At 69.5% G+C, this 22067-nt stretch carries 19 protein-coding genes and 5 pseudogenes; 11 read left to right on the top strand and 13 right to left on the bottom strand.

Going from position 1 to position 22067, the window contains the following annotated elements:
* Positions 1-148: 148 nt before the first annotated feature.
* From C7T91_RS05520 to C7T91_RS05510, 3 genes and pseudogenes are all read left to right on the top strand, one after another.
* Positions 149-757, top strand: a pseudogene (locus C7T91_RS05520) (WD40/YVTN/BNR-like repeat-containing protein); the annotation flags it as partial.
* Positions 758-913: 156 nt separating this feature from the next.
* Positions 914-1447, top strand: a complete 534-nt coding sequence (locus C7T91_RS05515) for a GntR family transcriptional regulator (RefSeq protein ID WP_108258310.1) — start codon at positions 914-916, stop codon at positions 1445-1447.
* On the top strand, positions 1444-2403 hold the full coding sequence (locus tag C7T91_RS05510) for an NAD(P)-dependent oxidoreductase (RefSeq protein ID WP_108258309.1): 960 nt from the start codon (positions 1444-1446) through the stop codon (positions 2401-2403). Before C7T91_RS05515 ends, C7T91_RS05510 begins: the two co-directional genes overlap by 4 nt.
* A 259-nt stretch (positions 2404-2662) precedes the next feature.
* On the opposite strand, the gene C7T91_RS05505 is transcribed toward C7T91_RS05510, so the two are convergent.
* From C7T91_RS05505 to C7T91_RS05460, 10 genes and pseudogenes are all read right to left on the bottom strand, one after another.
* Positions 2663-3151, bottom strand: coding sequence for a DUF3306 domain-containing protein (locus C7T91_RS05505; protein ID WP_108258308.1), 489 nt, complete (start codon positions 3149-3151; stop codon positions 2663-2665).
* Complete coding sequence (locus tag C7T91_RS05500) at positions 3148-3681, bottom strand: DUF3305 domain-containing protein (protein ID WP_108258523.1); 534 nt, start codon at positions 3679-3681, stop codon at positions 3148-3150. Before C7T91_RS05500 ends, C7T91_RS05505 begins: the two co-directional genes overlap by 4 nt.
* 805 nt (positions 3682-4486) lie before the next feature.
* Positions 4487-5026, bottom strand: a complete 540-nt coding sequence (locus C7T91_RS05495; protein WP_108258307.1) for an ATP-binding cassette domain-containing protein — start codon at positions 5024-5026, stop codon at positions 4487-4489.
* Positions 5023-5247: a hypothetical protein gene (locus tag C7T91_RS05490; protein WP_201741963.1), complete on the bottom strand. Its 225-nt coding sequence runs from the start codon at positions 5245-5247 to the stop codon at positions 5023-5025. The genes C7T91_RS05495 and C7T91_RS05490 overlap by 4 nt, the downstream gene beginning before the upstream one ends.
* Entirely contained in the window at positions 5193-6179 is a 987-nt protein-coding gene (locus C7T91_RS05485; RefSeq protein ID WP_201741962.1) for a phosphoglycerate kinase, read from the bottom strand. Before C7T91_RS05485 ends, C7T91_RS05490 begins: the two co-directional genes overlap by 55 nt.
* Positions 6179-7180: a type I glyceraldehyde-3-phosphate dehydrogenase gene (gene gap, locus C7T91_RS05480; protein ID WP_108258306.1), complete on the bottom strand. Its 1002-nt coding sequence runs from the start codon at positions 7178-7180 to the stop codon at positions 6179-6181. The genes C7T91_RS05485 and gap overlap by 1 nt, the downstream gene beginning before the upstream one ends.
* Before the next feature lie 10 nt (positions 7181-7190).
* Positions 7191-8375, bottom strand: a pseudogene (locus tag C7T91_RS05475) (transketolase-like TK C-terminal-containing protein); the annotation flags it as partial.
* A 136-nt stretch (positions 8376-8511) separates the two neighbouring features.
* A complete protein-coding gene (locus C7T91_RS05470) occupies positions 8512-8931 on the bottom strand; it encodes a hypothetical protein (RefSeq protein ID WP_108258304.1) in 420 nt (139 codons plus the stop codon).
* A gap of 100 nt (positions 8932-9031) precedes the next feature.
* Entirely contained in the window at positions 9032-10246 is a 1215-nt protein-coding gene (locus tag C7T91_RS05465) for a bifunctional alpha/beta hydrolase/OsmC family protein (protein ID WP_108258303.1), read from the bottom strand.
* A gap of 68 nt (positions 10247-10314) precedes the next feature.
* Positions 10315-12093 carry an efflux RND transporter periplasmic adaptor subunit gene (locus tag C7T91_RS05460; RefSeq protein ID WP_330848809.1) on the bottom strand — a complete coding sequence of 593 codons (1779 nt, stop codon included), beginning with the start codon at positions 12091-12093 and terminating at the stop codon, positions 10315-10317.
* 152 nt (positions 12094-12245) lie between these two features.
* On the opposite strand from C7T91_RS05460, the gene C7T91_RS05455 reads away from it, so the two are divergent.
* Both C7T91_RS05455 and C7T91_RS05450 read left to right on the top strand, forming a co-directional pair.
* On the top strand, positions 12246-12848 hold the full coding sequence (locus C7T91_RS05455) for a superoxide dismutase (protein ID WP_108258302.1): 603 nt from the start codon (positions 12246-12248) through the stop codon (positions 12846-12848).
* A gap of 1042 nt (positions 12849-13890) precedes the next feature.
* Positions 13891-15222: an MFS transporter gene (locus C7T91_RS05450; protein ID WP_108258301.1), complete on the top strand. Its 1332-nt coding sequence runs from the start codon at positions 13891-13893 to the stop codon at positions 15220-15222.
* A 55-nt stretch (positions 15223-15277) separates the two neighbouring features.
* Here C7T91_RS05450 and C7T91_RS05445 read toward each other — a convergent pair whose 3' ends face one another.
* Positions 15278-15985, bottom strand: coding sequence for a cation diffusion facilitator family transporter (locus C7T91_RS05445; protein ID WP_269100178.1), 708 nt, complete (start codon positions 15983-15985; stop codon positions 15278-15280).
* A gap of 80 nt (positions 15986-16065) precedes the next feature.
* A pseudogene (locus C7T91_RS39095) lies at positions 16066-16248 on the bottom strand (cation transporter); the annotation flags it as partial.
* 371 nt (positions 16249-16619) lie between these two features.
* On the opposite strand from C7T91_RS39095, the gene C7T91_RS05440 reads away from it, so the two are divergent.
* Both C7T91_RS05440 and C7T91_RS05435 read left to right on the top strand, forming a co-directional pair.
* Positions 16620-17606 carry an ABC transporter substrate-binding protein gene (locus tag C7T91_RS05440; protein WP_161555750.1) on the top strand — a complete coding sequence of 329 codons (987 nt, stop codon included), beginning with the start codon at positions 16620-16622 and terminating at the stop codon, positions 17604-17606.
* Between the two features lie 4 nt (positions 17607-17610).
* Positions 17611-18651 carry an aromatic ring-hydroxylating dioxygenase subunit alpha gene (locus C7T91_RS05435; RefSeq protein WP_108258299.1) on the top strand — a complete coding sequence of 347 codons (1041 nt, stop codon included), beginning with the start codon at positions 17611-17613 and terminating at the stop codon, positions 18649-18651.
* Between the two features lie 4 nt (positions 18652-18655).
* Here C7T91_RS05435 and C7T91_RS05430 read toward each other — a convergent pair whose 3' ends face one another.
* Complete coding sequence (locus C7T91_RS05430) at positions 18656-18958, bottom strand: hypothetical protein (protein ID WP_108258298.1); 303 nt, start codon at positions 18956-18958, stop codon at positions 18656-18658.
* Between the two features lie 1078 nt (positions 18959-20036).
* Here C7T91_RS05430 and C7T91_RS05425 point away from each other — a divergent pair.
* From C7T91_RS05425 to C7T91_RS05415, 4 genes and pseudogenes are all read left to right on the top strand, one after another.
* Positions 20037-20441 (top strand): RidA family protein, encoded by a 405-nt coding sequence (locus C7T91_RS05425; protein ID WP_161555749.1) that lies wholly within the window; start codon positions 20037-20039, stop codon positions 20439-20441.
* A pseudogene (locus C7T91_RS34805) lies at positions 20438-20950 on the top strand (NAD(P)-dependent oxidoreductase); the annotation flags it as partial. The gene C7T91_RS05425 and the pseudogene C7T91_RS34805, both read left to right, overlap by 4 nt.
* 6 nt (positions 20951-20956) lie before the next feature.
* Positions 20957-21112, top strand: a pseudogene (locus C7T91_RS34800) (IS5/IS1182 family transposase); the annotation flags it as partial.
* Between the two features lie 302 nt (positions 21113-21414).
* The gene (locus C7T91_RS05415) at positions 21415-22065 is read left to right on the top strand and encodes a hypothetical protein (RefSeq protein ID WP_145962785.1); all 651 of its coding nucleotides are present in this window, start codon (positions 21415-21417) and stop codon (positions 22063-22065) included.
* Positions 22066-22067: the final 2 nt, after the last annotated feature.

Genomic DNA, 22067 nt, shown 5'->3' with positions numbered 1-22067 from the left:
GATGTCGCGCTGGCTGCCGATCATGATGCGCAGCTCGCCGCCCTGCCGACCGGGCACATGGCCGAGCCGCGCGAGATCGATGATCCGCGGATTGCGCGGCAGCCGCTCCGCGGCGGGGGGCAGCGCCTCTGCGGGCGCGTCCGACAGTCCCGCCGCGCTCTGGGTCGGCATCTCCGCCGCCGGGGTCTTCGCCACCGAGGATGGCCGCGCCAGCTGGGAACGGCGCGTGCGGCGCTCGAACACCGCCGCGCCGCCGCGCAGTCCTTTCGGGGCGCCGGACGAGATCGGCCATTGCGTCCACAACATCGGCCGGGGGCCGGGCGGGGTGCTCTATCAACAGAACCATCACGGCGTCTTCCGCTCCCGCGACGGCGGGCGCAGCTGGGACGACATCGCCGAGGGGCTGCCCTCGGCCTTCGGTTTCCCGGTGGGGGTCCATCCCGGGGACCCGGACATGCTCTGGGTGCTGCCCCTGAACGGCGACAGCCAGGGGCGGTTTCCGCCCGGGGCGAAGGCGGCGGTATGGAAATCGGAGGATGCCGGGGAAAGCTGGCGCGCCTGCCGCGAGGGCCTGCCGCAGGAGGCCTGCTATTTCACCGTGCTGCGCCAGGCGATGGCGGTCGGGCCGGGCCGCCCGGCCTCCGTGTTCTTCGGCACCAATACCGGCTCGGTCTTCGCCAGCGCCGACGAGGGCGAGAGCTGGCAGGAGATCGCCCGCCACCTGCCCACGGTTCTCAGCGTCGAAGTCGCGGGCTAGCACCGGCGCCGGGCTGGTGCGTCCCTCCTGCGAGCGTCCGTCCCTCAATCGGCATGGCTCTGTCCGGAGGGGGGCGCAGCAGCCGCGGCCGGGCCGGTTGGTCCCGCATCCGGCGTTCGCGCGGCGGAGCTGCCGGGCGGCGGCGAGGCGCTCGGCATGTCGCGCACGCCGGTGCGCGAGGCGATCAAGCGGATCGAGAGCGAGGGGCTCGCCGTGCAGGAGGGCCGCTTCCTCAAGGTGCGCCGCCTGCCCCGTGCCGAGATCGAGGAAATCTTCTTCCTCCGCCTCCAGCTGGAGCCCGAAGCCACCCGGGCCGCCGCCACGGCGCTTGCCCCCGCGCGGATCGAGGAGATGGCCGCGCGCACCCGCGCCTTCATCGCCGGCCGCGGGAATGGCGGCCAGTGGGAGCTCGACGACGCATTCCACGCGATGATGCTCGACGCGCAGAACAACCGCGCGGTGATCGATGTGGTCGCCGGGCTGCGCCGCCGCACCTGCATGTTCGACCGTTCCCAGGTGCCCGAACGCTATCTCAGCGGCTTCGAGGAGCATCTCGCGATCCTCGACGCCCTCGGCCGGGGCGACGGCGATGCCGCCGCCCGGCTGATGACCGACCACCTTTCCCATGCCCGCGATGCCGTCCTCGAACGGCTCGACGCGCTCGAAGACCAGAAGGCCCGCCGTTCATGAAATGTCTCATCATCCAGCCGATTCACGAGGAAGGTCACGCGCTGCTGCGTGCCGAGGGGATCGAGCCGGTGCGCTGTCCGGCCGCCGACATGGGCACCGTCGCCGGGCTGATCGGCGATTGCGATGCCGTCATCACCCGCGATGCCGGGCTGTCGCGCGACGCGATCGCCGCCGCGGGAAAGCTGCGCGCGATTTCGGTCCATGGCAGTGGCCACGACGCGGTGGACAAGGATGCCGCCTCGGCCCGCGGCATCCCGGTCTGCAACATGCCCGGCGCCAATGCCCGCTCGGTGGCGGAAATCGCGCTGGGGCTCGCTCTGGCAGCGGCGCGGGGCATCGCCGGAGGCGACCGGGCAGAGCGCGCCGGACAGAAGGGCTTCCGCGAAAGCGCCTCCTTCATGGAGCTGCAGGGCAAGACCGCGCTGATCGTCGGCTGGGGCAATATCGGCCGGCAGCTTGCCGCGATGCTGGATCTGGCGCTCGGCATGACCGTTCTGGTGCATTCGCCGCGCGCGCCCGAAACCGGCGGCTACGAACGTGTCGCGACGCTGGAGGAGGGGCTCGCCCGCGCCGACCTGGTGTCGCTGCACACGCCGATGCGCCCCGAGACCCGCCACATGATGAATGCCGCCCGCTTCGCCGCAATGAAGCCAGGGGCGATCCTGGTCAATACCGCGCGCCAAGGCATCTTGGACGAGGCAGCGCTGGCCGGCGCGCTGGCTTCTGGCCAGGTCGCGGCGGCCGGGCTCGACGTCTACGAGCATGGTGCGCCCGAAGGGCCGCTCGCGGCCTTCCCGCAGGTGATCTTCACCCCGCATCTGGGCGCCACCACCGAGGAGGCGCTGATCCGCGTCGCCCGCGGCGCGGCCGCAAATGTCGTCACCGTGCTGAAGGGCGGACTGCCCGCGACCTGCGTGAATGCCGACCGGCTGGGCACGGAGGCGGCGGGAGCATGAGCGCGATCCGCGAGACCGTCGAGCGGGTGCTCGCCCGGGTGAATGACATCGGCCGGGACGGACCCGGCTGGACCCGGCCGTCCTATTCGGACCTCGAAAGCCGCGCCCATGACGTGATCCGCGACGAGGCGGCCGCGCTCGGGCTGGAGATCTCGACCGACGCGGCAGGCAACCTCTTTGCCCGCATGGCCGGCGCCGACCGCAGCGCGCCAGCGCTGCATGTCGGCTCGCATCTCGACACCGTCGGCCAGGGCGGCGCCTATGACGGCCAGGCGGGCGTTGTCCCGGCCTCGGCCAGCACCGCGGCGGCGTCTTGGTCCGCCCCGGGTTCCGCCTCGGGCAGCTCCGCGGGCTCGGCCGCCTTCGCGATATGGTCCAGATGCGCCTGCAGCCCCTTGCCGACCCGGTAGGTCGTGTCGAGGAGCGGCTGCGCGGCAGCGGAGGTGAAATCGTCGTCGTAGTCGTTCAGCCCGTCGAGGCAGGCCAGCACCGGGTTCGACCGCCACAGCGCCCTGAGCGCGCGGGTCTTCAGCCGCTTCGGCAGCTGCGCCTCGAGGAACCGGCGCGCCATCTCGCCGCCGGTGATCTCCTCGGGCAGCGGCAGCCCCGCCGCCTCCAGCAGTTCCTCGTCGGTCTTCTCGTCCAGCGCGGCCTCGGTCTCGGCACGGCGCAGCTCTTCCTGCGCAGCCTCTTCGGCGCGGGTCTCGGCCTCGACGGCAGCGCGGCGGCGGGACCAGAAATCGCTCATTGCAGCCGCTCCCGCTTGAGCGCGGGCGAGGCGTAGATGTCACCGGGCTTGGCGATGCGCGGATCGCCGATCCCGTCCTGCTTGCCGTCGACCTTGGCGCGGTCGCGGCGGCGCTTGACGAATTCTTCCTCGTGATGGTGGCGCTCGACGAAATCGCCGACCCACGCCAGAAGCCCCGCGGGCATCGGCACCTTCTCGACGATGTCCTCGCCGCTGTCGCAGTAGTCCTGCGCCTCGTAGGGCGAAGCGGTGATCAGCGCGATCTCGAAGGGATGGTCTCCGGTGCAATGGCGCATCACGACATAGACGCTGGGCGTGCGGGCGGTGATGCCGTGCAGATAGGCCTCGGTCTCGGCCCGGTAGAGTTCGAGCGGCACGGTGGCGGCATGGTATTCCACGGCTTCGCCCTCGCGGCGCAGCTCGCGCCAGTCCGCCGGCCCGGCGCCGGGCAGCACGGCAACCGCCTGCCAGGCCCATTTCGCCCAGCGGGTGACGCCCGGGGTGCGCCGGATCACGACGCCCACCGGCATGTATTGGTCGTTGCTCGGATGGCCTGTCACGATATCCCGTCCTTCTCCGCTCCCGATAGAAGCAGGTAATTCGCCGCAAGAAAGGGCCAATTCGCAACGCGCTCAATTCTTGGGCGAACTCTGGACATTTTGTCCTGCCCCAAGGGGGTGCTGAAGGTATCAAGGACAATCTGTCCGGGGCGGCGATTTGGCGGATCGGAGTGCTGCGCCGCGGCATCCGAATCACCCGGGCCATCCGCGCCGCGCAGGCCGCCCCCGCAGGCGCCAGCGCCCGCAGAAATTGAGTTGTGGACCGGGGCGAATCAAGGATAGCTGGGGGTCTAGCCGAGCGACGGCAGGCGCCGATCAGGCCTGCCCGCCAGGGAGGAAAGCGTGACCAAGACCCTGATAACATGTGATTGCATGGGAACCCAGACGATCGGGGCAGAGGCCCTGGCCGACTCGGCGGGCGTGGCGGTCCGGACCCCCTGCAAGGCGCTTTGCACCGCTCAGATCGACCTCGCGGCCAAGGCCTTGACGCAGGGAGAAGCGGTGATCTGCTGCACCCAGGAGTCGCGCACCTTCGAGGCCCTCGCCGAAGAGCTTGGGGTGGAGCCGGCCCCGCTTCTAGACCTCCGCGACCGGGCCGGGTGGAGCGCCGATCCGGCGTCGAAACTACCCAAAATGTCCGCCCTCGTCGCCGAGGCGCTGCTGCCCGCCGCGCCCGAGAAGTCGCTCGACGTGGTGTCCGAAGGGCTCTGCCTGATCCTCGGCGAGGCGGAAGCCGCGCTGGAAGCAGCGGCGCAGCTTGCCCCGCACCTGGGCGTCACCGTGCTTCTGGAACAGGCAGGCGAGCTGCCCGACAGCCGCGCCTTCGACGTGATCGAGGGACGGCTGCGCAAGGCGCAGGGCGCGCTCGGCGAATTCCGCGTGACGATCGACGCGCTGCGCCAGACCGAGCCCGGCGGCCGCGGCGGCTTTGCCCTGGGCGAGCCGCGCGGAGCCCGGTCGCCTCCAGCGCCTCGGCGAGCGCGCGGCGCTTCTCGGCGCGGGACATGGGCAGGCCGTCGAGGATCGCCTGGAGGTTCTCCGCGATGCTCAGATCGCCCGCGATCTGCTCGCGCTGGAAGGACCGGCGCAGCCCCCAGCGGGTGCGCCGGTAGGGCGGCAGGCGGCCGATCTCCTCGCCGTCATGGCGCAGGCTGCCGGAACAGGCGACGAAGCCCGAGATCGCGTTCATCGTCGTGGTCTTGCCCGCGCCGTTCGGGCCGATGATGCCGTTGACCGGCCGGGTGAAGGCGACGCTCAGCGCGTCGATGGCCGTGACGCCGCTGAATCTGACGGTCAGGTCCGAGATCTCGATCATGCCTTCGCCCTCCGGCGGAAGAGGGCGAGAATCTGCCCCGACAGGCCCTCGGGCGCGGTGATCAGCGCATGCAGCAGCGCCGCGCCGAAAATCACCAGCGTCAGGTCGGCATCTATCCCCCAGTTATTGAACAGCGCCGGCAGCACCCGGTAGAGGATGCCCGCGATCACCACGCCGAGCCAGGACCCGGCGCCGCCGACCACGGCCAGCGCGAAGAGCATGATCGACTCCGGCGCCCGGAAGGTCGCCGCGTCGAGAAGCCCGAGGCTGCCCGCAAGCAGCCCGCCGGCCGCGCCCGCAAGGACGCGACCGTGTCGGCCGGGGCGAAGGCGCGGAACTCGCGCGCCACCACCACGTCGAGCGGCAGGTGGAGGCGGCAGCCATGGCCCTGGGCGAGGGCGAAGATCTCCTGCACCGTCTCCAGCTCGCCCGGCTCGTGCAGCGAGCGGCCCATCGGCGCGCCGCGGGCGGCGAGGAAGGTATTGGCCATGCCGCCGCCGATGATGACGTGGTCGAGCCGCGTCACGAGGTTCTTCAGCACCGCGATCTTGGTGGAGACCTTGGCGCCTCCGACGATGGCGCAGGCGGGCCGCTCCGGCGCGTCCAGGGAGGCAGAGAGCGCATCGAGTTCCCCGATCAGGAGCGGCCCGGCATAGGCGGGGAGGAGGCCCGCCAATGCATGCGTCGACGCATGCGCCCGGTGGGCGCAGGAGAACGCGTCATTCACGTAGAGGTCTCCGAGCCGCGCCAGTTCGGCGGCAAAGCCCGGATCGTTGCCGGTCTCGCCCGCGTTGTAGCGCAGGTTCTCGCAGAGGAGAGCTTCGCCGTCTCTCAGGGAGCGGCTGAGGATCACCGCGCTTTCGTCGGCGCAGACATCGGAGAATTTCACCTGCACGCCGAGCGCCTTCGACAGGGCGGGGCGCAGCTTGTCGACCGAGAAGTCCGGGTTGCGCTCGCCCGCATCGGGCCTGCCGAAATGGGTCAGGATGACCAGCCGCGCGCCGCGCTCCAAGAGCACCCGCATGCCCTCGGCGAAGCGTTCGATGCGGGTGGCGTCGGTCACGCGGCCGTCTTCGACCGGCACGTTCAGGTCGGCGCGCACCAGCACGCGGCGGCCGCGGACATCGGCATCGAGGATCGAGGGAACGGCCATCAGATCAGCCTCCCCATCGCGGCGGCGGTGTCGGCCATGCGGTTCGAGAAGCCCCATTCATTGTCGTACCACGACAGGATCCGGACCATGTTGCCGTCCATCACCTTGGTCTGGTCCATGTGGAAAACCGAGGAGCGGCTGTCATGGTTGAAATCCATCGAGACATTGGCGCGTTCGGTGAAGCCGAGGATGCCCTGAAGGGGCCCCGTGGCGGCGGCACGGATCGCCTCGTTGATCTCCTCCGCCGTCGTGTCGCGGGCCGCTTCGAAGACCAGGTCGACGACCGAGACATTGGGCGTCGGCACGCGGATCGCGACGCCGTCGAGCCGGCCGTTCAGCTCGGGCAGCACCAGCCCCACGGCCCGTGCCGCGCCGGTGGAGGTCGGGATCATCGACATCGCCGCGGCGCGGGCGCGGTAGAGATCCTTGTGCATCGTGTCGAGCGTCGGCTGGTCGCCTGTGTAGCTGTGGATCGTCGTCATGAAGCCGCGCCTGATGCCGACCGCCGCGTGCAGCACCTTGGCCACCGGGCTGAGGCAGTTCGTCGTGCAGGAGGCGTTCGAGACGACGAGGTCGCCGCCCGTCAGGCTTTCATGGTTGACCCCGAAGACGATGGTCTTGTCCGCGCCATTGGCGGGGGCCGAGACCAGCACGCGTTTCGAGCCGTTCTCAAGATGCAGCGCCGCCTTGGCGCGTTCGGCGAAGATGCCGGTGCATTCCAGCGCCACGTCCACGTCCTTCCAGGGCAGCTTGGCCGGGTCGCGCTCGGCCGTGACCTCGATCGGACCGTGGCCGATGTCGATGGCGTTGCCCGAGACCGTGACCTCGCGGGGGAAGCGGCCGTGGATCGAGTCGAACTGCAGCAGATGCGCGTTCGTTTCGACGGGTCCGAGATCGTTGATCGCGACCACTTCGATATCGTTGCGGGCGCTTTCGGCGATGGCGCGCAGCACGTTGCGGCCGATCCGTCCGAAGCCGTTGATGGCAACCTTGGTCGTCATGGTCTCCCCCTCACAGTCTTGCATGGGCGGCATCGGCGATGGCCTCTGCCGTGATGCCGAAATGGCGGTAAAGCTCCTCTGCAGGCGCGGAGGCGCCGAAGCCCGCCATGCCGACGAAGCCGTCCTCGGGGCGCAGCATCAGGTCCCAGCCCTGGCGGATCGCGGCCTCGCAGCCGACCCTCGGGGCCTTGCCCAGGACCTCGCGCCGGTACTCCTCCGGCTGCGTCGCGAAGAGCTCGAAGCTCGGCGCCGAGACCACGGCGGCCTGCACGCCTTCGCTGGCCAGCTGCTCTGCCGCCGCCATGGCCAGCTCGACCTCGGACCCGGTGGCGATCAGCGTCACGTCGCGGCGGGCGGGATCGCGCAGCAGATAGGCGCCCTTCGCCACCATGTTGGCGTCGATATGGCGGGTCCGGAGCGTGGGCAGGTTCTGGCGCGACAGGCAGAGAAGCGTCGGCGTGGCAGGGGACACCACTGCAATCTGCCACGCCTCCGCCGTCTCCACCGCATCGCAGGGGCGGATCACGGTCAGGTTGGGCATCGCCCGGAGCGAGGCGATGGTCTCCACCGGCTGGTGGGTGGGACCGTCCTCGCCGAGGCCGATGCTGTCATGGGTCATCACATAGGCCACCGGTACGCCCATCAGGGCCGAGAGCCGGATCGCCGGGCGGCAGTAATCGGCGAAGGCCAGGAAGGTTCCCCCATAGGCGAAGAACCCGCCATGCAGCGCGATCCCGTTCATCGCCGCGGCCATCGCATGTTCGCGGATGCCGTAATGCAGGTAGTCGCCGGCATAGTCGTCGCGGGTGACCGGCCGCATCGCCGCAGTCTTCGTGTTGTTCGACCCCGTCAGGTCGGCCGAGCCGCCGATGCTGTTCGGAAGCGTGTCGTTGACCACTTCCAGCGCCATCTCGCTGGCCTTGCGGGTGGCGACCTTGGGCGCGTCCTTGGCAAGCCGCGCCTTGTAGGCCGTGATGGCCGCATCGAGCGTGCCAGCATCGGGGCGGGCGAGCGAAGCGGCGAAGGCTTCGGCCTTGGGGCTCGCTTTCACGCGGGCGGCCCAGGCAGCGCGAAGCGTATTCCCGCGCTCGGTGACCCGGCCCCAGGCGCGGCGGATCTCCTCGGGCACGTCGAAAGGTGCGGCGGTCCAGCCCATCGCCTCGCGGGCGGCGGTATCGGCGGCGACCAGCGTCGCGGTGCACATCGCGCGGTTGCGGTAGCCCAGGGTGTTCAGCCGACCGATCGCCTGCCAGCCGGCATGGGCCTCGGGCGGCAGCATCGCAGGCTCGGCGGCCGCCGGACCCGCCAGCGCGGCGAGGAGGAGGGCGAGCCTAGCTGTCCTCTGAGCCGGGATCATTGGCGCGCAGGGTTTCGGCCTGGGCGATCAGCACGCGCAGGAACTGGTAGAGGCTGGCGAAGAAGATGCCGCCCGCGCCCCAGACCGGGAACAGCCAGGCCGGGATGCCTTCGAGATGCGGCGCGGCGAAGCTGAGCGCCCCGGCCTTCACCGCATGGATGGCGAAGGTCGGACCCAGCACCGCAGCGGCCAGCCCGGTGACGGCCACGGCGAAGCTGCGCTTGACCAGGAGCATCGCCGCCATGATCGCGGCGCTGCTGCCCAGCATGGTCAGCACGTCCTGCCAGTAATGCTCGGTCAGCCGCATCAGCCCGAAGGCGAGGCCGCAGATCAGGAGAAACTGGCCCAGTTCCTTGCCCAGGAGGGACAGGGTTTCGGTCTGCTTGCTGGACATGGGACTGGCGGTCTCCGGGAGGATACTGGTCACGAGGGATCGTCCTTGGCCTAGCGCAGAACGGGCCGGCAGGTCCAGAAGCGCAAAGCGCGCATGCGCGTCACTCCGCCAGCGAGGTCAGGATGCGCGAGCTGGCCTCGAGCGTGCGGTGCACCGGGCAGCGGTCGGCGATCTCGATCAGCTTCTGCCGCTGCGCCTCGCTCAGGTCGCCCTCGAGCCGGATGGTGCGCTTGAACTGGTCGATTTTCGACGCGATCTCGGGCGTGCAGTCCTGGGCATGGACCTTGTCATGGGTCACGTCGACCGAGACATGGTCGAGCGGCCAGCCCTTGCGGCGGGCATACATCCGGATGGTCATCGAGGTGCAGGCGCCGAGGCCCGCGGCGAGGAAGCCATAGGGCGACATGCCCTTGTTGGTGCCGCCATAGGCCATCGGCTCGTCGGCCAGCGCATGGTGGTAGGGGCCGCTGGTCACGTCCTGCAGGAAGCCCTCGGAATCGGCCTCCGAGACCCGCACGATGCCCTCGGGGGCGCCGATCGGCGGGGCAGGCTGGCGCAACCGCATCTTGGTGCCGGCCCACGCGGCGATCACCTCGGCGGCATATTCGGCATCCTCGGGATTGCTCAGCAGGTGGTCGGCATCGGCGAGCGTGACGAAGCTTTTCGGGTGGCGCGCGGCGCGGAAGATGCGGGTGGCGTTGTCGATGCCGACCACTTCGTCGCGCGGCGCGTGCAGCACCAGCAGCGCCTTGTCGAGATCGCGGATCGCCGGTTCGAGCTGTGCCTCCGAGACGTCCCGGACGAAGCCCTGGCCGATCCGCACCGGCCGCCCGCCGAGCTTGACCTCGGCCGCGCCCGCGGCGGCGATCTCGGGCAGGGCCTCGGCAAAGTTGCGGGTGACCATGCCGGGATCGAAGGGGGCGCCGATCGTCACCACGGCGCGGGCCGAAGGGATCTCGGCTGCGGCCCGCAGCACCGCAGAGCCGCCCAGCGAATGGCCGATCAGCAGGTCGGGCGCCATGCCGCGGACCTCCAGCGCCCGGGCGGCGGCGATCACGTCGGCGACATTGGTGGTGAAGGTGGTGTTCTCGAATTCGCCTGCGGAATGGCCGAGCCCGGTGAAATCGAAGCGCAGCACCGCGATGCCCATCGCCGCCAGCCGCGAGGCGATCCGGCGCGCGCCCACGATGTCCTTGCCGCAGGTGAAGCAATGCGCGAACAGGGCGGTGGCAAGGCGGGGACCGTCGGGCAGATCCAGTCTCGCGGCCAGCTCTGCTCCGTCATGGCCGGGAAAGCTGAAACGTTCGGGCACCATCGGCGCGACTCCTGCTGGCTGGCTCGGGGCGGGAATGTTCCCAGAGATGCCGCCCAGCCGCGGCAAACTCAACCCCGCTGCAACCATTGACACGCGGCAGTGACACTTGCGGAGCGCAGCGCACGGAGGCGTGCGCAATGCTGCCGGAACGGGCGCCGGTGAAGCCTCCGGTTGCGGCATTCCGGGCGTGGCGCAGGGGAAGGCCGGGCGCGGCGCGCATTTTCCTTGGCGGCGGCGGCGGCGCGTGCTGCAGAAGGGCCATGACCAGCATGCTCCGTGCCCCGATCCTGAACGCGCCGCCGTCGGACGCCGCAACCCTCTGGGCCAGGGCCAACGGTCTGGCGGCCCGTGCGGATCAGCGCCTCCGACGGCACGGTGACCGCCGCATGCGCCGCGGCAGGCAGCAGCCGGACCGAGCCGAACATGCCGGGGCGCAACCGCCCCTCCGCCGTGCCGAGAACCAGCCGCACCGGCAGGGTGCGGGTCACGCTGTCGAGCTCGGGATAGATGTAGTCGATCCGCCCCTCGAACACTTCGCCGGGAAGGTGGTCGAACCGCACCTCCGCCCGCATGTCGGGCGACAGCCGTCCCAGATCGCGCTCGAACACTTCGGCGATCAGCCAGATCCGGCCGGGATCGGTCAGCGTCATGGCCCGGACATCCGGCTTCAGGTACATGCCCTCCGCCGCTTCCAGCGCCACGACGACCCCGTCCTGCGGGGCATGGATGCGGATGTTGCGCGCGGGTTCGCGGGTCCGGGCGATCTCCTCGATCTGGGCATCCGACAGTCCGATGCTGCGCAGCCGGTTCTTGGCGATCTCGACGATGCGGGCGCGCGGGCTGTCCTCGATGGCACGCACCAGTTCCGCCGTGGCGGCGCCGACCTCCGGCGAGAACAGCTCGAACAGCAGGTCGCCCGCTTCCACGCGGTCGCCGATCGCGCGCACGTCCAGCCGCTCGATCCAGCCCTCGACGCGGGTATGGACATGGGCGGTGCGGTGCTCGTCCCAGCCGGCATAGCCGACGGTGCGGATCTCCCGCGCGATTTCCTCGCTGCGCGCCACCGCGGTGCGCACGCCGATGGCGTTGATCTCGGCGGCCGAGAGCCTCACCTCCGCCGGATCGCCCGCCGGTTCCTGGCCCTCGTAGACCGGGACCAAGTCCATGCCCATGGGCGACTTGCCGGGCGCATCCCGGCGGTAGTTCGGGTCCATCGGCGCGACCCAGTAGAGAATTTCAGGTCCGCCTTCCTGTGCCCCAGGGGCGGAAAGGTGGTACCGTTCGAGGGCCACGCCGCCCCCGAGGCCTGCGCCCAGGGCGAGCATCGCCAGGGCCTGATAGCGTCCGCGCATGGAAATTGCCTCGCATGCCTGTCCTGAATCCAAGGGAAACCGGTCCCGGTCGGCACCCGGATCAGGGGTGCGGCGGGGTCCGGCGGGGCAGGGCGGAACGGGTGCCGCCCTCAGGCGGCGGAGCGGGGCGGGCGCTCGGCGCGCCACCCGCTCGGCCAGGCTGGCGCAGCCCTGCATCGCAGCGGCGTAGTCTTCGCGCGCCGCCCGCTCGCGGTCGCCTATGATCCGGTCCAGCGCCTCCTCGCCCAGCAGATCCCGCACCGAGCGCAGGATCCCCACGGTCAGCGCCGCATGGGTATCGGGAAACCGCGCCTGTCCGGCCTCGCTCAGATGCCAGTGCACCGAGGGCCGCCCGCGCCCGGAAGAGCGCCGCTCTTCCGTCACCAGCCCCTGCTCGGCCAGCTTCTGCAGCTGCTGGCGCGCCGCCTCGCCGGTGATGCCCAGTCGGCGGCCGGTCTCGGCCGAGGTCTGGGCGCCGTGCATCTTCAGCGCCATCAGAACGCGCTCGGACGGGCTCTGCGCAGGCCGCCCTTCTTTTTCCAAGTGATCGCTTGACATATTCGTCCGGATGTTTTTCAAAGCACCTGCTTGTTTTAATAACGCCCCGGGCCGCGATCCGCAAGCCCGGCGCATGAAGGAGACGCGACATGGCATTCGATCTGCCCGCCCTGAGCTATTCCCATGCAGCCCTCGCCGCGCGCGGCATGAGCCAGGAGACGCTGGAGCTGCACCATGACCGGCACCACCAGGCCTATGTCACCGCGCTGAACGGCTTCGTGGAGGCCGATGACAGCCTCAAGGGCCTGAGCCTCGAGGAGATCGTCGCCGCGGCCTATGGCGACGATGCGCGCCAGGCGGTGTTCAACAATGCCGGCCAGCACTGGAACCACATCCATTTCTGGAACGCCCTGTCGCCCAAGGGCGGCGGCATCCCGGGCGCGCTGGAAGCGAAGATCATCGAGGATTTCGGTTCGGTTGCGGACTTCAAGGATGCGTTCAAGGCGGCGGCGGTCGGGCAGTTCGGCTCGGGCTGGGCCTGGCTGATCCAGAAGGCCGATGGCCGCCTCGGCGTGACCAAGACCCCGAACGGCGCGAACCCGCTGGCCACCGGCGAGGGCAAGGCTCTGCTCGGCCTCGATGTCTGGGAGCACAGCTACTACGTCGATTTCCGCAACCGCCGCCCGGATTACGTGACGAACTTCCTCGACAATCTCGCCAATTACGAGTTCGCCGAAGCCAATCTGGGCTGACGCGCCGCTCCGGTTCCCGTCCGGGACCGGAGCTTCCCCCATCTGACATCGCGGACCGGCAGGACCGGCGCCGCCAAGGAGGCCGCGCATGCGCCTGTCCCCCGCCCGGCATCCCGGCCGGTTCCCCTTCCTGCATCTTGCGTTCGCCTTGGCGGTCGCGGCCCCTGCGTCGGGGCAGGGCTATCCCCCCAGCGCCGTCGGCGTCGTGCTGGCCGCGCCCGAGCGGTTGCCCAGCCCGCGCCGCCGGGCGCCGCCGGATGTCGGTCGCAGTCCGGGAAGGCGCGTCGATCCAGCTGCTCGGCGCATCGGGGCTGTCCGCGGGAAGGAGACGCAGGCCCTGTCACGAGCCGGAAGCGGCGCATGTCCGTCGGGGCGGCGCAGGCCCGAGGCCCAACTGCGGCCATGGTGTCGCCAACTCCTGCTTGGACACGTCCCCGGCCGCCATCTCAAGGTCCGTTCTTTTCCTTCGCATCTGCATTGTGTTGCGCCCAGTGCCGCCGGAACAAAGGCCGTGGAACAAATGCTTGAGCAAAAGCAGGGTTGCGTCGCAGCTCCCGGGGGCGCACCGGGGGCATACGGTCCCGGTCTCGGCAAGGCGGCGCCGGACACAGCCAACCGGGGGGGGGGGGCGCAATTGTCTGGCCTCGGTTGCAACCTTTCGTGCGGACCGCACGGAACCGGCCGCCTGTTCGCCCCCGGGCCCCGGAACCGGCGTTTCTCAGCAGGCATGTCGGCGAACGCGGCACCTCCGGCGCGGCGCTCCCGTGGCACGTGCCGAAGCGGTGCGTGTGGCGTATGGTCGGGCTGTCCCTCCGCATTGTTCCGCCGGGGCTGTTCCGCTCTGGGGCCATCATGGCTCGGCGGACCTCCGGCGGTCCGCCTCGGGGGCGCTGAGGTGCCGCGCGTCTCCTGCGCTGCGGGCGGCGACACCGGCTAGCGCCCCGCCGGGGCGACACGGGCTGACGCCCCGCCGCAGGCCGCGGGAGGCGGCCTGCCCCTCAGATTTCTCCACGCGCGAACGACACATCAGGGAGGAGACCCCATGCGCAAGATCGACGTGACGGATCACATCGACAAGATACCCTTCGGCCGGTTCCAATGGTCCGTGGTGGCGCTCTGCGCGCTCCTGCTGATCGTGGACGGCTATGACGTCTTCGTCGCGGGCACGGTGCTGCCGCGGCTGATCCAGGAATGGGGGCTGACGAAACCGCAAGCCGGCGCGCTGCAGGCCTGGGCGCTCTTCGGCATGATGTTCGGCGCGCTGATCCTCGGCCCGCTCGCCGACCGGATCGGCCGCAAGAAGGGCATCGCGATCAGCTTCCTCTTGTTCACCGTCTCGACGCTGCTGACCGGCTTTGCCGAGACCCCGGCCCAGTTCAAGGTCTTCCGCTTCATCGCCGGGCTTGGCTGCGGCGGGCTGATGCCGAATGCCGTGGCGCTGATGAACGAATACGCGCCGAAGCGGCTGCGCTCCACCATGGTGGCGCTGATGTTCTCGGGCTATTCGGTCGGCGGCATGGTGGCTGCGATCCTCGGCATCTGGGTGATCCCGGCCCATGGCTGGCAGCCGATGTTCTTCGTCGCCGTCCTGCCGCTCATGCTGCTGCCGGTGATCCTGTGGAAACTGCCCGAGTCCCTCGGCTTCCTGATCCGCGAAGGCCATCAGGACAAGGCCCGCGCCATCCTCGCCAAAGTCGATCCCGCGCTCGAGCTGCGCGCCGCCGACGAGCTGAGCTATCGCGAGGCCAAGGGCGGCTCGACCTCGATGGCGGAACTGTTCCGCAACCGCCGCCTGCTGCCGACGCTGATGCTGTGGAGCGCATTCTTCTGCTGCCTGCTGCTGGTCTACCTGCTGTCCTCGTGGCTGCCCAAGGTGCTGCAGGAAGCGGGCTATGCCGAGCGTGCGAGCCTCCTCAACCTCTTCGGGCTGAATTTCGGCGGCATGGCCGGGGCGATCCTCGGCGGACGGCTGGGCGACCGGTTCGGGCTGCCGAAGGTCGTGGTCGGCTTCTTCATCGCCGCGGCAGCGTCCATCGCGCTGATCGGCTCGACCCCGCCCGACCTCGTGCTCTTCGCGCTGGTCTTCGTTGCGGGCGCCACCACAATCGGCACGCAGATCCTGCTCTATGCCTCCGTCGCGCAGCTCTATCCGCTGTCGGTGCGCTCCACCGGGCTCGGCTGGGCCTCGGGCGTGGGCCGGATCGGCGCCATCGTCGGGCCGACCTTCGGCGGGCTGCTGCTGGCGCAGCAATACCCGCTGCAGCAGAACTTCCTGCTCTTCGCCATCCCGGCGGTGATCTGCGCACTGGCCATGATGGTCTTCGGCATCGCCACCTCGCGGCAGACCACTGCGCCGGAGCCGGTCGCGACCTGACCCCGGCACCGCCGCAAATTGAAAGCCCCCGGAACTCCCGGGGGCTTTCACGTATCTACCCGGCGGTTTGCGGAAGCGCCTGCGGATCGCCCCGCCGGAAGGCTTCGGCTTCGACGAAGATGCGCCCGATCTGCGGATGCGCCGCCCGGATGCGCGCCTCGACCCGCCCGACGGTCGAGAAAATCCGCTCCGCGGGCACGCCGGGCCGGACGCGCAGCTCCCGGGTCAGCAGAACCTGGTCCGGGGCCAGATGCATGGCCAAGAGATGCGCGGCCCCGGCGACGGCCTCTTCCTCCATCGCGATCCTGCGCACCGAGGCCACGACCTCGGGATCGGCCGCCTCGCCCATGATCAGAGACCGGGTCTCGTGCACCAGCATCGCCGCCACCGCGATCAGCACGGCGCCGATCACCATCGAGGCGAGCCCGTCGAAATACGGCTTGTCGAAGGTCACCGACAGCCAGACGCCCGCCGCCGCCGCGACGATGCCGACCAGCGCCGCGGAGTCCTCGGCCAGCACGATGTAGACCGACGGGTCCTTGCTGCGGCGGAAGGCGCGGAAGTAGCTCTCGCCATCCTTCCTGGCCTTGCGCAACGCCTTCAGCGCAATGAACCACGACGCTCCTTCGGCCAGAAAGGCGACGGCGAGCACGGCATAGTTCCAGACCGGCTGCTCGATCGGCTCGGGATGGCGCAAATGCGCGACGCCTTCGTAGAACGAGAGCCCGCCGCCGAGCGCGAAGAGCGCCATCGCAACGACCAGCGACCAGCGACCAGCGACCAGAAATACAGCTCCTGCCCGTGGCCGAACGGGTGCTTTTCATCGGCGGGCCTGCGGCTGCGGCGCAGGCCGAAGAGCAGCAGGCCCTCATTGCCGGTATCGACCACCGAATGCATCGCCTCGGCCAGCATCGAGGAGCTGCCGGTGACGAGCGCGGCCGCGAACTTGGCAACCGCGATGGCAAGGTTGGCCACGATGGCGCCGATGACCGTGACGGGGCTTTCGCCGCCTGAGGCTTCGGCCATGCTGAACGTCCTGTGCCGTTGATGACTTGGGGCGCAGGTCCGGCGCCGCGGCCGGGCGGCCAGTCGTGACCCGCCATCGGCCCGGCCGGTTCCTCCGCGCGGCAGCGTTGCCGGAAAGGCAATCCATGGCGGCAAAAATGATGGTTTTCCGTCCCGGCCCTTCGTGCCAGTCTCGGTCCATGGGGCAAGATGACAGCGCCCCGGACCTCCCGGACAGGTAGCGCACCGGCCATGCTGGCCCGCCGATGGCGGGGCTCGGCCGGTCCGCCAAAGCACCCGGAGATGCCGGAGACCGCCCACCCGCCGCGCCTGCGGACGGGCCGCTGCCCCCAATCAGAAAACCCGGTTTCCAACAGGAGAAAGGCAAGGCTTTGAGCTTCCTCACCCAGCTTTCGACCCTCGCCGCCGCAGCGGTGCTCGGCGCCGCCCCGGCCATCGCGCAGGACCTTGTTCCGCTGACCTTCCAGATGAGCTGGAAGGCCCAGGCCGAACATGGCGGCTATCACCAGGCGCTCGCCCGCGGCTATTACGAAGACTGCGGCGTCGACCTGACGATCCGCGACGGCGGCCCCGGCATGGACACCGCGCAGCTCCTGACCACCGGCGCGGTCGATATCGCGCTGGTCTCGCAGAATGACGGGGTGATGCGGCTCAACGAGGCGGGCTTCGGCGCCAAGGCGGTGATGTCCTCCTTCAAGAAGATCCCGCAGATCCTGATGTATCACGAGGGCGAGGGCATCGAGACGCCCGAGGACATGGCGGGGCACCCGATGCTGCTGTCGCAGTCGAACCGGGTGACGATCTGGCCGTTCATGAAGGCGAAATACGGCCTCTCGGATGACGACCTGCGCGCCTATAACGGCCAGATCGCGGTCTGGATGTCGAACCCGGACGCGATCCAGCAGGGCTATGTTTCCTCCGAACCCTACCGCTACGAACAGCAGACCGGCGAGGCCGCGCGCTACTTCCTGATCGCCGACATGGGCTATGTCTCGCTCGGCGGGCTCGTGGTGGTGCCCGACACGCTGATCGAAGCGCAGCCCGAGGCCGTGCAATGCCTGGTCAGCGCCTCGGTCAAGGGCTGGCAGGACTTCATCGAAGACCCCGCCCCGGCGATGGCCAGCATCTCCGCCCGCGACCCGAACCAGACCGAGGGGCAGATGCGCTTCGCGCTGGAGAAGATGGTCAGCGAGCACCTGCTCTACGAAGCCGATCCGTCCGAGATCGGCCAGATGAGTCCCGAGGCCTGGAAGGCTCATGCCGACATGCTGAAATCGCAAGGCCTGCTGGCCGGGGATTTCGACGAAACCACCTCCTACACGCTGGAGTTCCTAGACGCCAGCGGCACCCAAGGCTGAGACCATGCTGAACACCAAACAGAAAACCCTGCGCCGCTTCTGGTACGCGATCATGCCGATGGAGCATCTCGCCGACGGACCGAAGCCCTTCACGCTTCTGGGCGAGAAGATCGTGCTCTTCCTCGACGGCGAGGGGAAGCCGGCCGCGCTCGAAGACCGCTGCTGCCACCGGACGGCGAAGCTGTCCACGGGGTGGTGCAAGGACGGCAATATCGTCTGCGGCTATCACGGCTGGGAATATGACCGCACCGGCAAGCTGGTGATGGTCCCGCAATTCCCCGAGCGCCAGGCGGTGCCGAATGCCCGCACCCGCGGCTTCCACGCGCAGGAACGCTACGGCCAGGTCTGGGTCGCGCTCGACGACCCGATCGCGGACATCCCCGACGTGCCCGAGGACGTGGATGCCGGCTTCCGCCGCATTCCGCAGTTCTACGAACACTGGAAGACCTCGCCCTTCCGGCTGATGGAGAACTCCTTCGACGCCGCCCATATCGCCTTCGTCCACCGCAACACCTTCGGCGACATCAACGATCCGGTGCCCGAGCAGTACAAGATCGAGGAAACCGCGGAGGGCTTCACCGCCTCGGTGCGCCAGGAGGTCGTCAACCCGGCCCACGCGCAGAAGATCACCGGCGAGCCCGCGGGCAAGACCATGCGCAACATGGTCAACAAGTGGTACGTGCCGTTCTACCGGCGGCTCGACATCGAGTATCCGTCGGGGCTGCGCCACATCATCTTCAACTGCGCGACGCCGATCGACGACGGCAACATGCAGCTGACGCAGATCCTGTTCCGCAACGACACCGAGGAGGACTGCCCCGCCGCCGATCTGGTCGCCTGGGACGAGGCGATCGTGCGCGAGGACAAGGACATGCTGGAATGCACCGATCCCGAGGTGGTGCTCGACCTGAAGATGCGCACCGAGCTGCACATGGTCACCGACCGGCCCGGCATGATCATGCGCAAGCGCCTGCTGCAGGTCTTCCACGACAATGGCGAGGAAGAATACGTGGAGGGCGCCGCGCCGGTCCTCGCCGCCGAGTGACCCGCTAGCCGGCCGCGCGGACGAGGAGGGCGGCCAGCTCTTCCGCCGCGCGTGCCAGCAGGTCTTCATCGAAGGCGGCATAGCCGAGGATCAGCCCCTGCGGCGGATCGGGCAGCCGGGCATGTCCGGCAGCACTGTCGGGGGCCCGGTCCCGCTGGACCCGATCGCGGCAAACGCGCAGGACACGGTCTCCGTCTGTCCGGCGGCCTGCCCGTCGCGCTCCCCTCCCGGCGATCCTGGCCAGGGCAAAGGCGAAGATGGCCGTGCCAGCCCGCCCCGGCACGCCGCGCACCGTGGCATCCGCCAAGACGGCCTGCCTGCAATCTCTTGGCGGGTGCTCCGCCACGGGAAAGATCGCCCAAGGGGCCATGCGGTGCCGTGCGCTTTCCCGAGCCGTTCGGGCCGGCATTGCAGGCCGCCCTGCCCGTCGCCACGCAAGACCTGGCTGCCGCCGAGCCGGACGCGGATATCACATGTCTCTGCCCGGCGGGGCAGCAGGTTTCCCGGCGGGGCAGACGCGCCAGCCGCCCCGCGTTCGGCAACTGCCAGGCCCTGTCGCGAAGAGCATCAGGGGCGGCTTGGCCATGCCGATGAATCCGCCCCCCCTTGGCATGGCGCCGCAGGCGCAGAGCGTGCCGGTGACGATCCGCCCGCTCCTGCATCCCCCCGGACCCTGTTGCGCGGCCCGCTTGCTCCGCCTTGGCTGGAGGTGATCGCGGAGCACGGCGCCATGATGATCAACGGCACGCCGGAGCCTGAAGGAGCTGCCCGCGACCTTCGCCGCCGGGACGGCACTTTTGGCGCGGATCGCTGCGTGTTCTGTCCCCGAATTCGGCAGTCCAGCGCCGGATCGCCTTCTGCCCCGCCCGGCAGCGTTTTTCCGCGCTGCCCAGACTGGGACTGCATCGGCGGCATAGCCCGAGCGCGCAGGCGAGCGTGGCGCACTGGATGCAGCGGCGCCTGTTCCCGATGCTGCAAGGGTGTCCGCCTGAGAGCCAGCATGTTCAGGTCGCCCGCGCGGCACTCCGAGCGCGGTGCCGGAACACCGCGACCTCCGGGGCAGCGGGCGATGCGCAGAGAGCTCCTCCGGAGCAACGGGCACCGTGACGGGGCCGCTGTGATCGGCACCTCCTTGGCAGGAGCCTTCCGCGGGAATTGCCGCAGGCTCCCGGCAGGCGGCAAGCCGGTCCCCCTGCCCTTTTCCCCTACGCGCCTGCCGAAAATGCCGGTGGCGATCCCCGGCACCCGAAGCCGGGCAAAGTGACGTTTCGCGCCGCGGCGTGCCGACCGCCGCGCCTTCCGGCCCTGCACATTCTCCTGAATTTCGTGGTTGTAGCCCGGATGGATTGCCATATTGTATGATCGTATACATTCAGGAGACACACGTGCAGATCGTCAACTATCCCGGCCACCCGCCGGAGTCGCGGCCGCTTGGCCCGGCGCCCCTGACACCCGCGCTCCGCCGCGGCGACTGGGTCATGACTTCGGGCCAGGTCGGCATCGATCCGGACACAGCCCAAATCGTTGGGCCGGGCTTCGCCGAACAGGCGCACCGGGCCTTCGCCAACATTCGCGCGCTGCTTTCCAATGCCGGGATGGAGATGTCGGACGTGATGAAGGTCACCGTGTTCCTGACCCGCGCCGGGGATTTCGCCGAGCTTAACGATATCTACCGCAGCTATTTCTCCGAGCCGTATCCCTGCCGCTCGACCCTGATCGTGGCGCTCCAGCCCGCGAGCCTGCTGATCGAGGCCGAAGCCACCGCCTACCGGCCGGGAAGCGGCGCATGACCCGGCTGCATGTGCTGAACGCGCCCGGCACGCTGACCTTCGACGAGGACGCGCTCCTGGCACGGCTGGAGGAGGCTGGCGGGCTCGAGGTTGCCGTCTCGCATGACCTCGCGAAGCTGGCCGAAGAGATCGGCGATGCGGAGATCCTCTATACCAACACCAAGACCGATCTGGGCGCGCTGCGCGCCCGGGCGCCGGCGCTGAAATGGGTTCAGATCATCTCGGCGGGGGTCGAGACCCTGCTGCCGACGCTGCCTGCCGACCTGATCCTCGCCAACGCCTCGGGCGTCCATGCCGAGAAGGGCGCGGAATTCGTGCTGGCATCGGTGCTGCTGCTGAACTACCGCATTCCCGCCTTCCAGGAAAAGCAGCGCCGCCATGACTGGGCCCCGGATTTCGTCCGGCCGCTCCGCGGCAAGCGCGCCGTCGTGCTCGGCTCGGGCGCCATCGGCGGCGCGGCGATCCGGCTTCTGGCGGAGCGCGGCATGGAGGTGATCGCGGTCAACCGCTCCGGCGCCAGTCGGCGCGATGGCCGGGCGTTCTGGAACCGCTGGACCGGACGCCGCGCCCGCAGCCGGATCGGGGCGGAGAGGCGCGGCCTGGAATCCTCCGGCAAACGCATCGCGGCAAGAGACCCCGGCCGCCGGACCGCCGGTCTCCATATCCGGATCCGTCGCGGCCGCGCCCGGAGCGAGGACGCTTGCCGCCCGGTCTTGACCCGCTTGAACGCCCCCGGCATCCTCGGGATCGTCAGTGCGGCATGGCGTCACCGGGGCAAGGGGACGTAACGCCTCATGCCCGGGAAATGCGCCAACGCCGCCAAGCTGGCCGAAAATAGCAATCGGCTCCCATAGGTTTTCCATGAAAACTTGCACTTTGCGCCATCTTGCCGCGCCTCCGCCATCGGGCGCGGAATCACCCGTGACCCATGTTAACCTCTTAAGTGTTTTTATATCGCTCAGGGTGTTTGATTGTGGGCACAAGTGTATGTGTTGACGACCGGGAGCTGGCCTCCCAGTTCGAGAGTTTGGGCTTCAATTGCGAATTCGGCTTCGTGCAGCATGACTGCGGCTGGCGTCAGGGCGGGTTGCTGAGATGGGCGCTGGTCCAGCCCGAGCCGCTTCTGCGCGGAATAGCCAGCGGCTTCGAGGGCATCTATGATTTCGCCAATCTCCAGCCGCGCAATCCAAAGATGGTGACCGACCAGGCGACCGGCCTCGGCTTCCACAGCGCCATGCAGTCCGCCGGGGGCGCCTTCGTCCATGACGAGGCCGAGCGGCGCAGGCTGCATCTCGAGGAGCGCGACAAGATCCTGGCGATGCGCGACCGGCTGCTGCGGCAGCTGGCCTCGGGGCGGCACATGTTCGTCTACAAGGACAACGCCGGCCTGGCCGGGTCCCATATCCGCAAGATCGCGGCGGCGGTTGCCTCCCGCGGTCCGGGGCGGGTCCTTCACGTGGTCGCGGCCGAGCAGCCCGACCAGGTCGGCACGGTGGAACATGCCGGGGGCAACCTGTTCCTGGGCCGCCTCCGGAAGCTGTGGCTGCGCGATCCCGATCCGGCAAACATCGATTACGCCGGCTGGCGGACGCTGTTGCGCAACGCGGTGCCGCACCTGCCCTGAGG

This window comes from Mangrovicoccus ximenensis (assembly GCF_003056725.1).
Classification (GTDB): domain Bacteria; phylum Pseudomonadota; class Alphaproteobacteria; order Rhodobacterales; family Rhodobacteraceae; genus Mangrovicoccus; species Mangrovicoccus ximenensis.
This window is presented reverse-complemented; position numbering and strand designations above follow the sequence as displayed.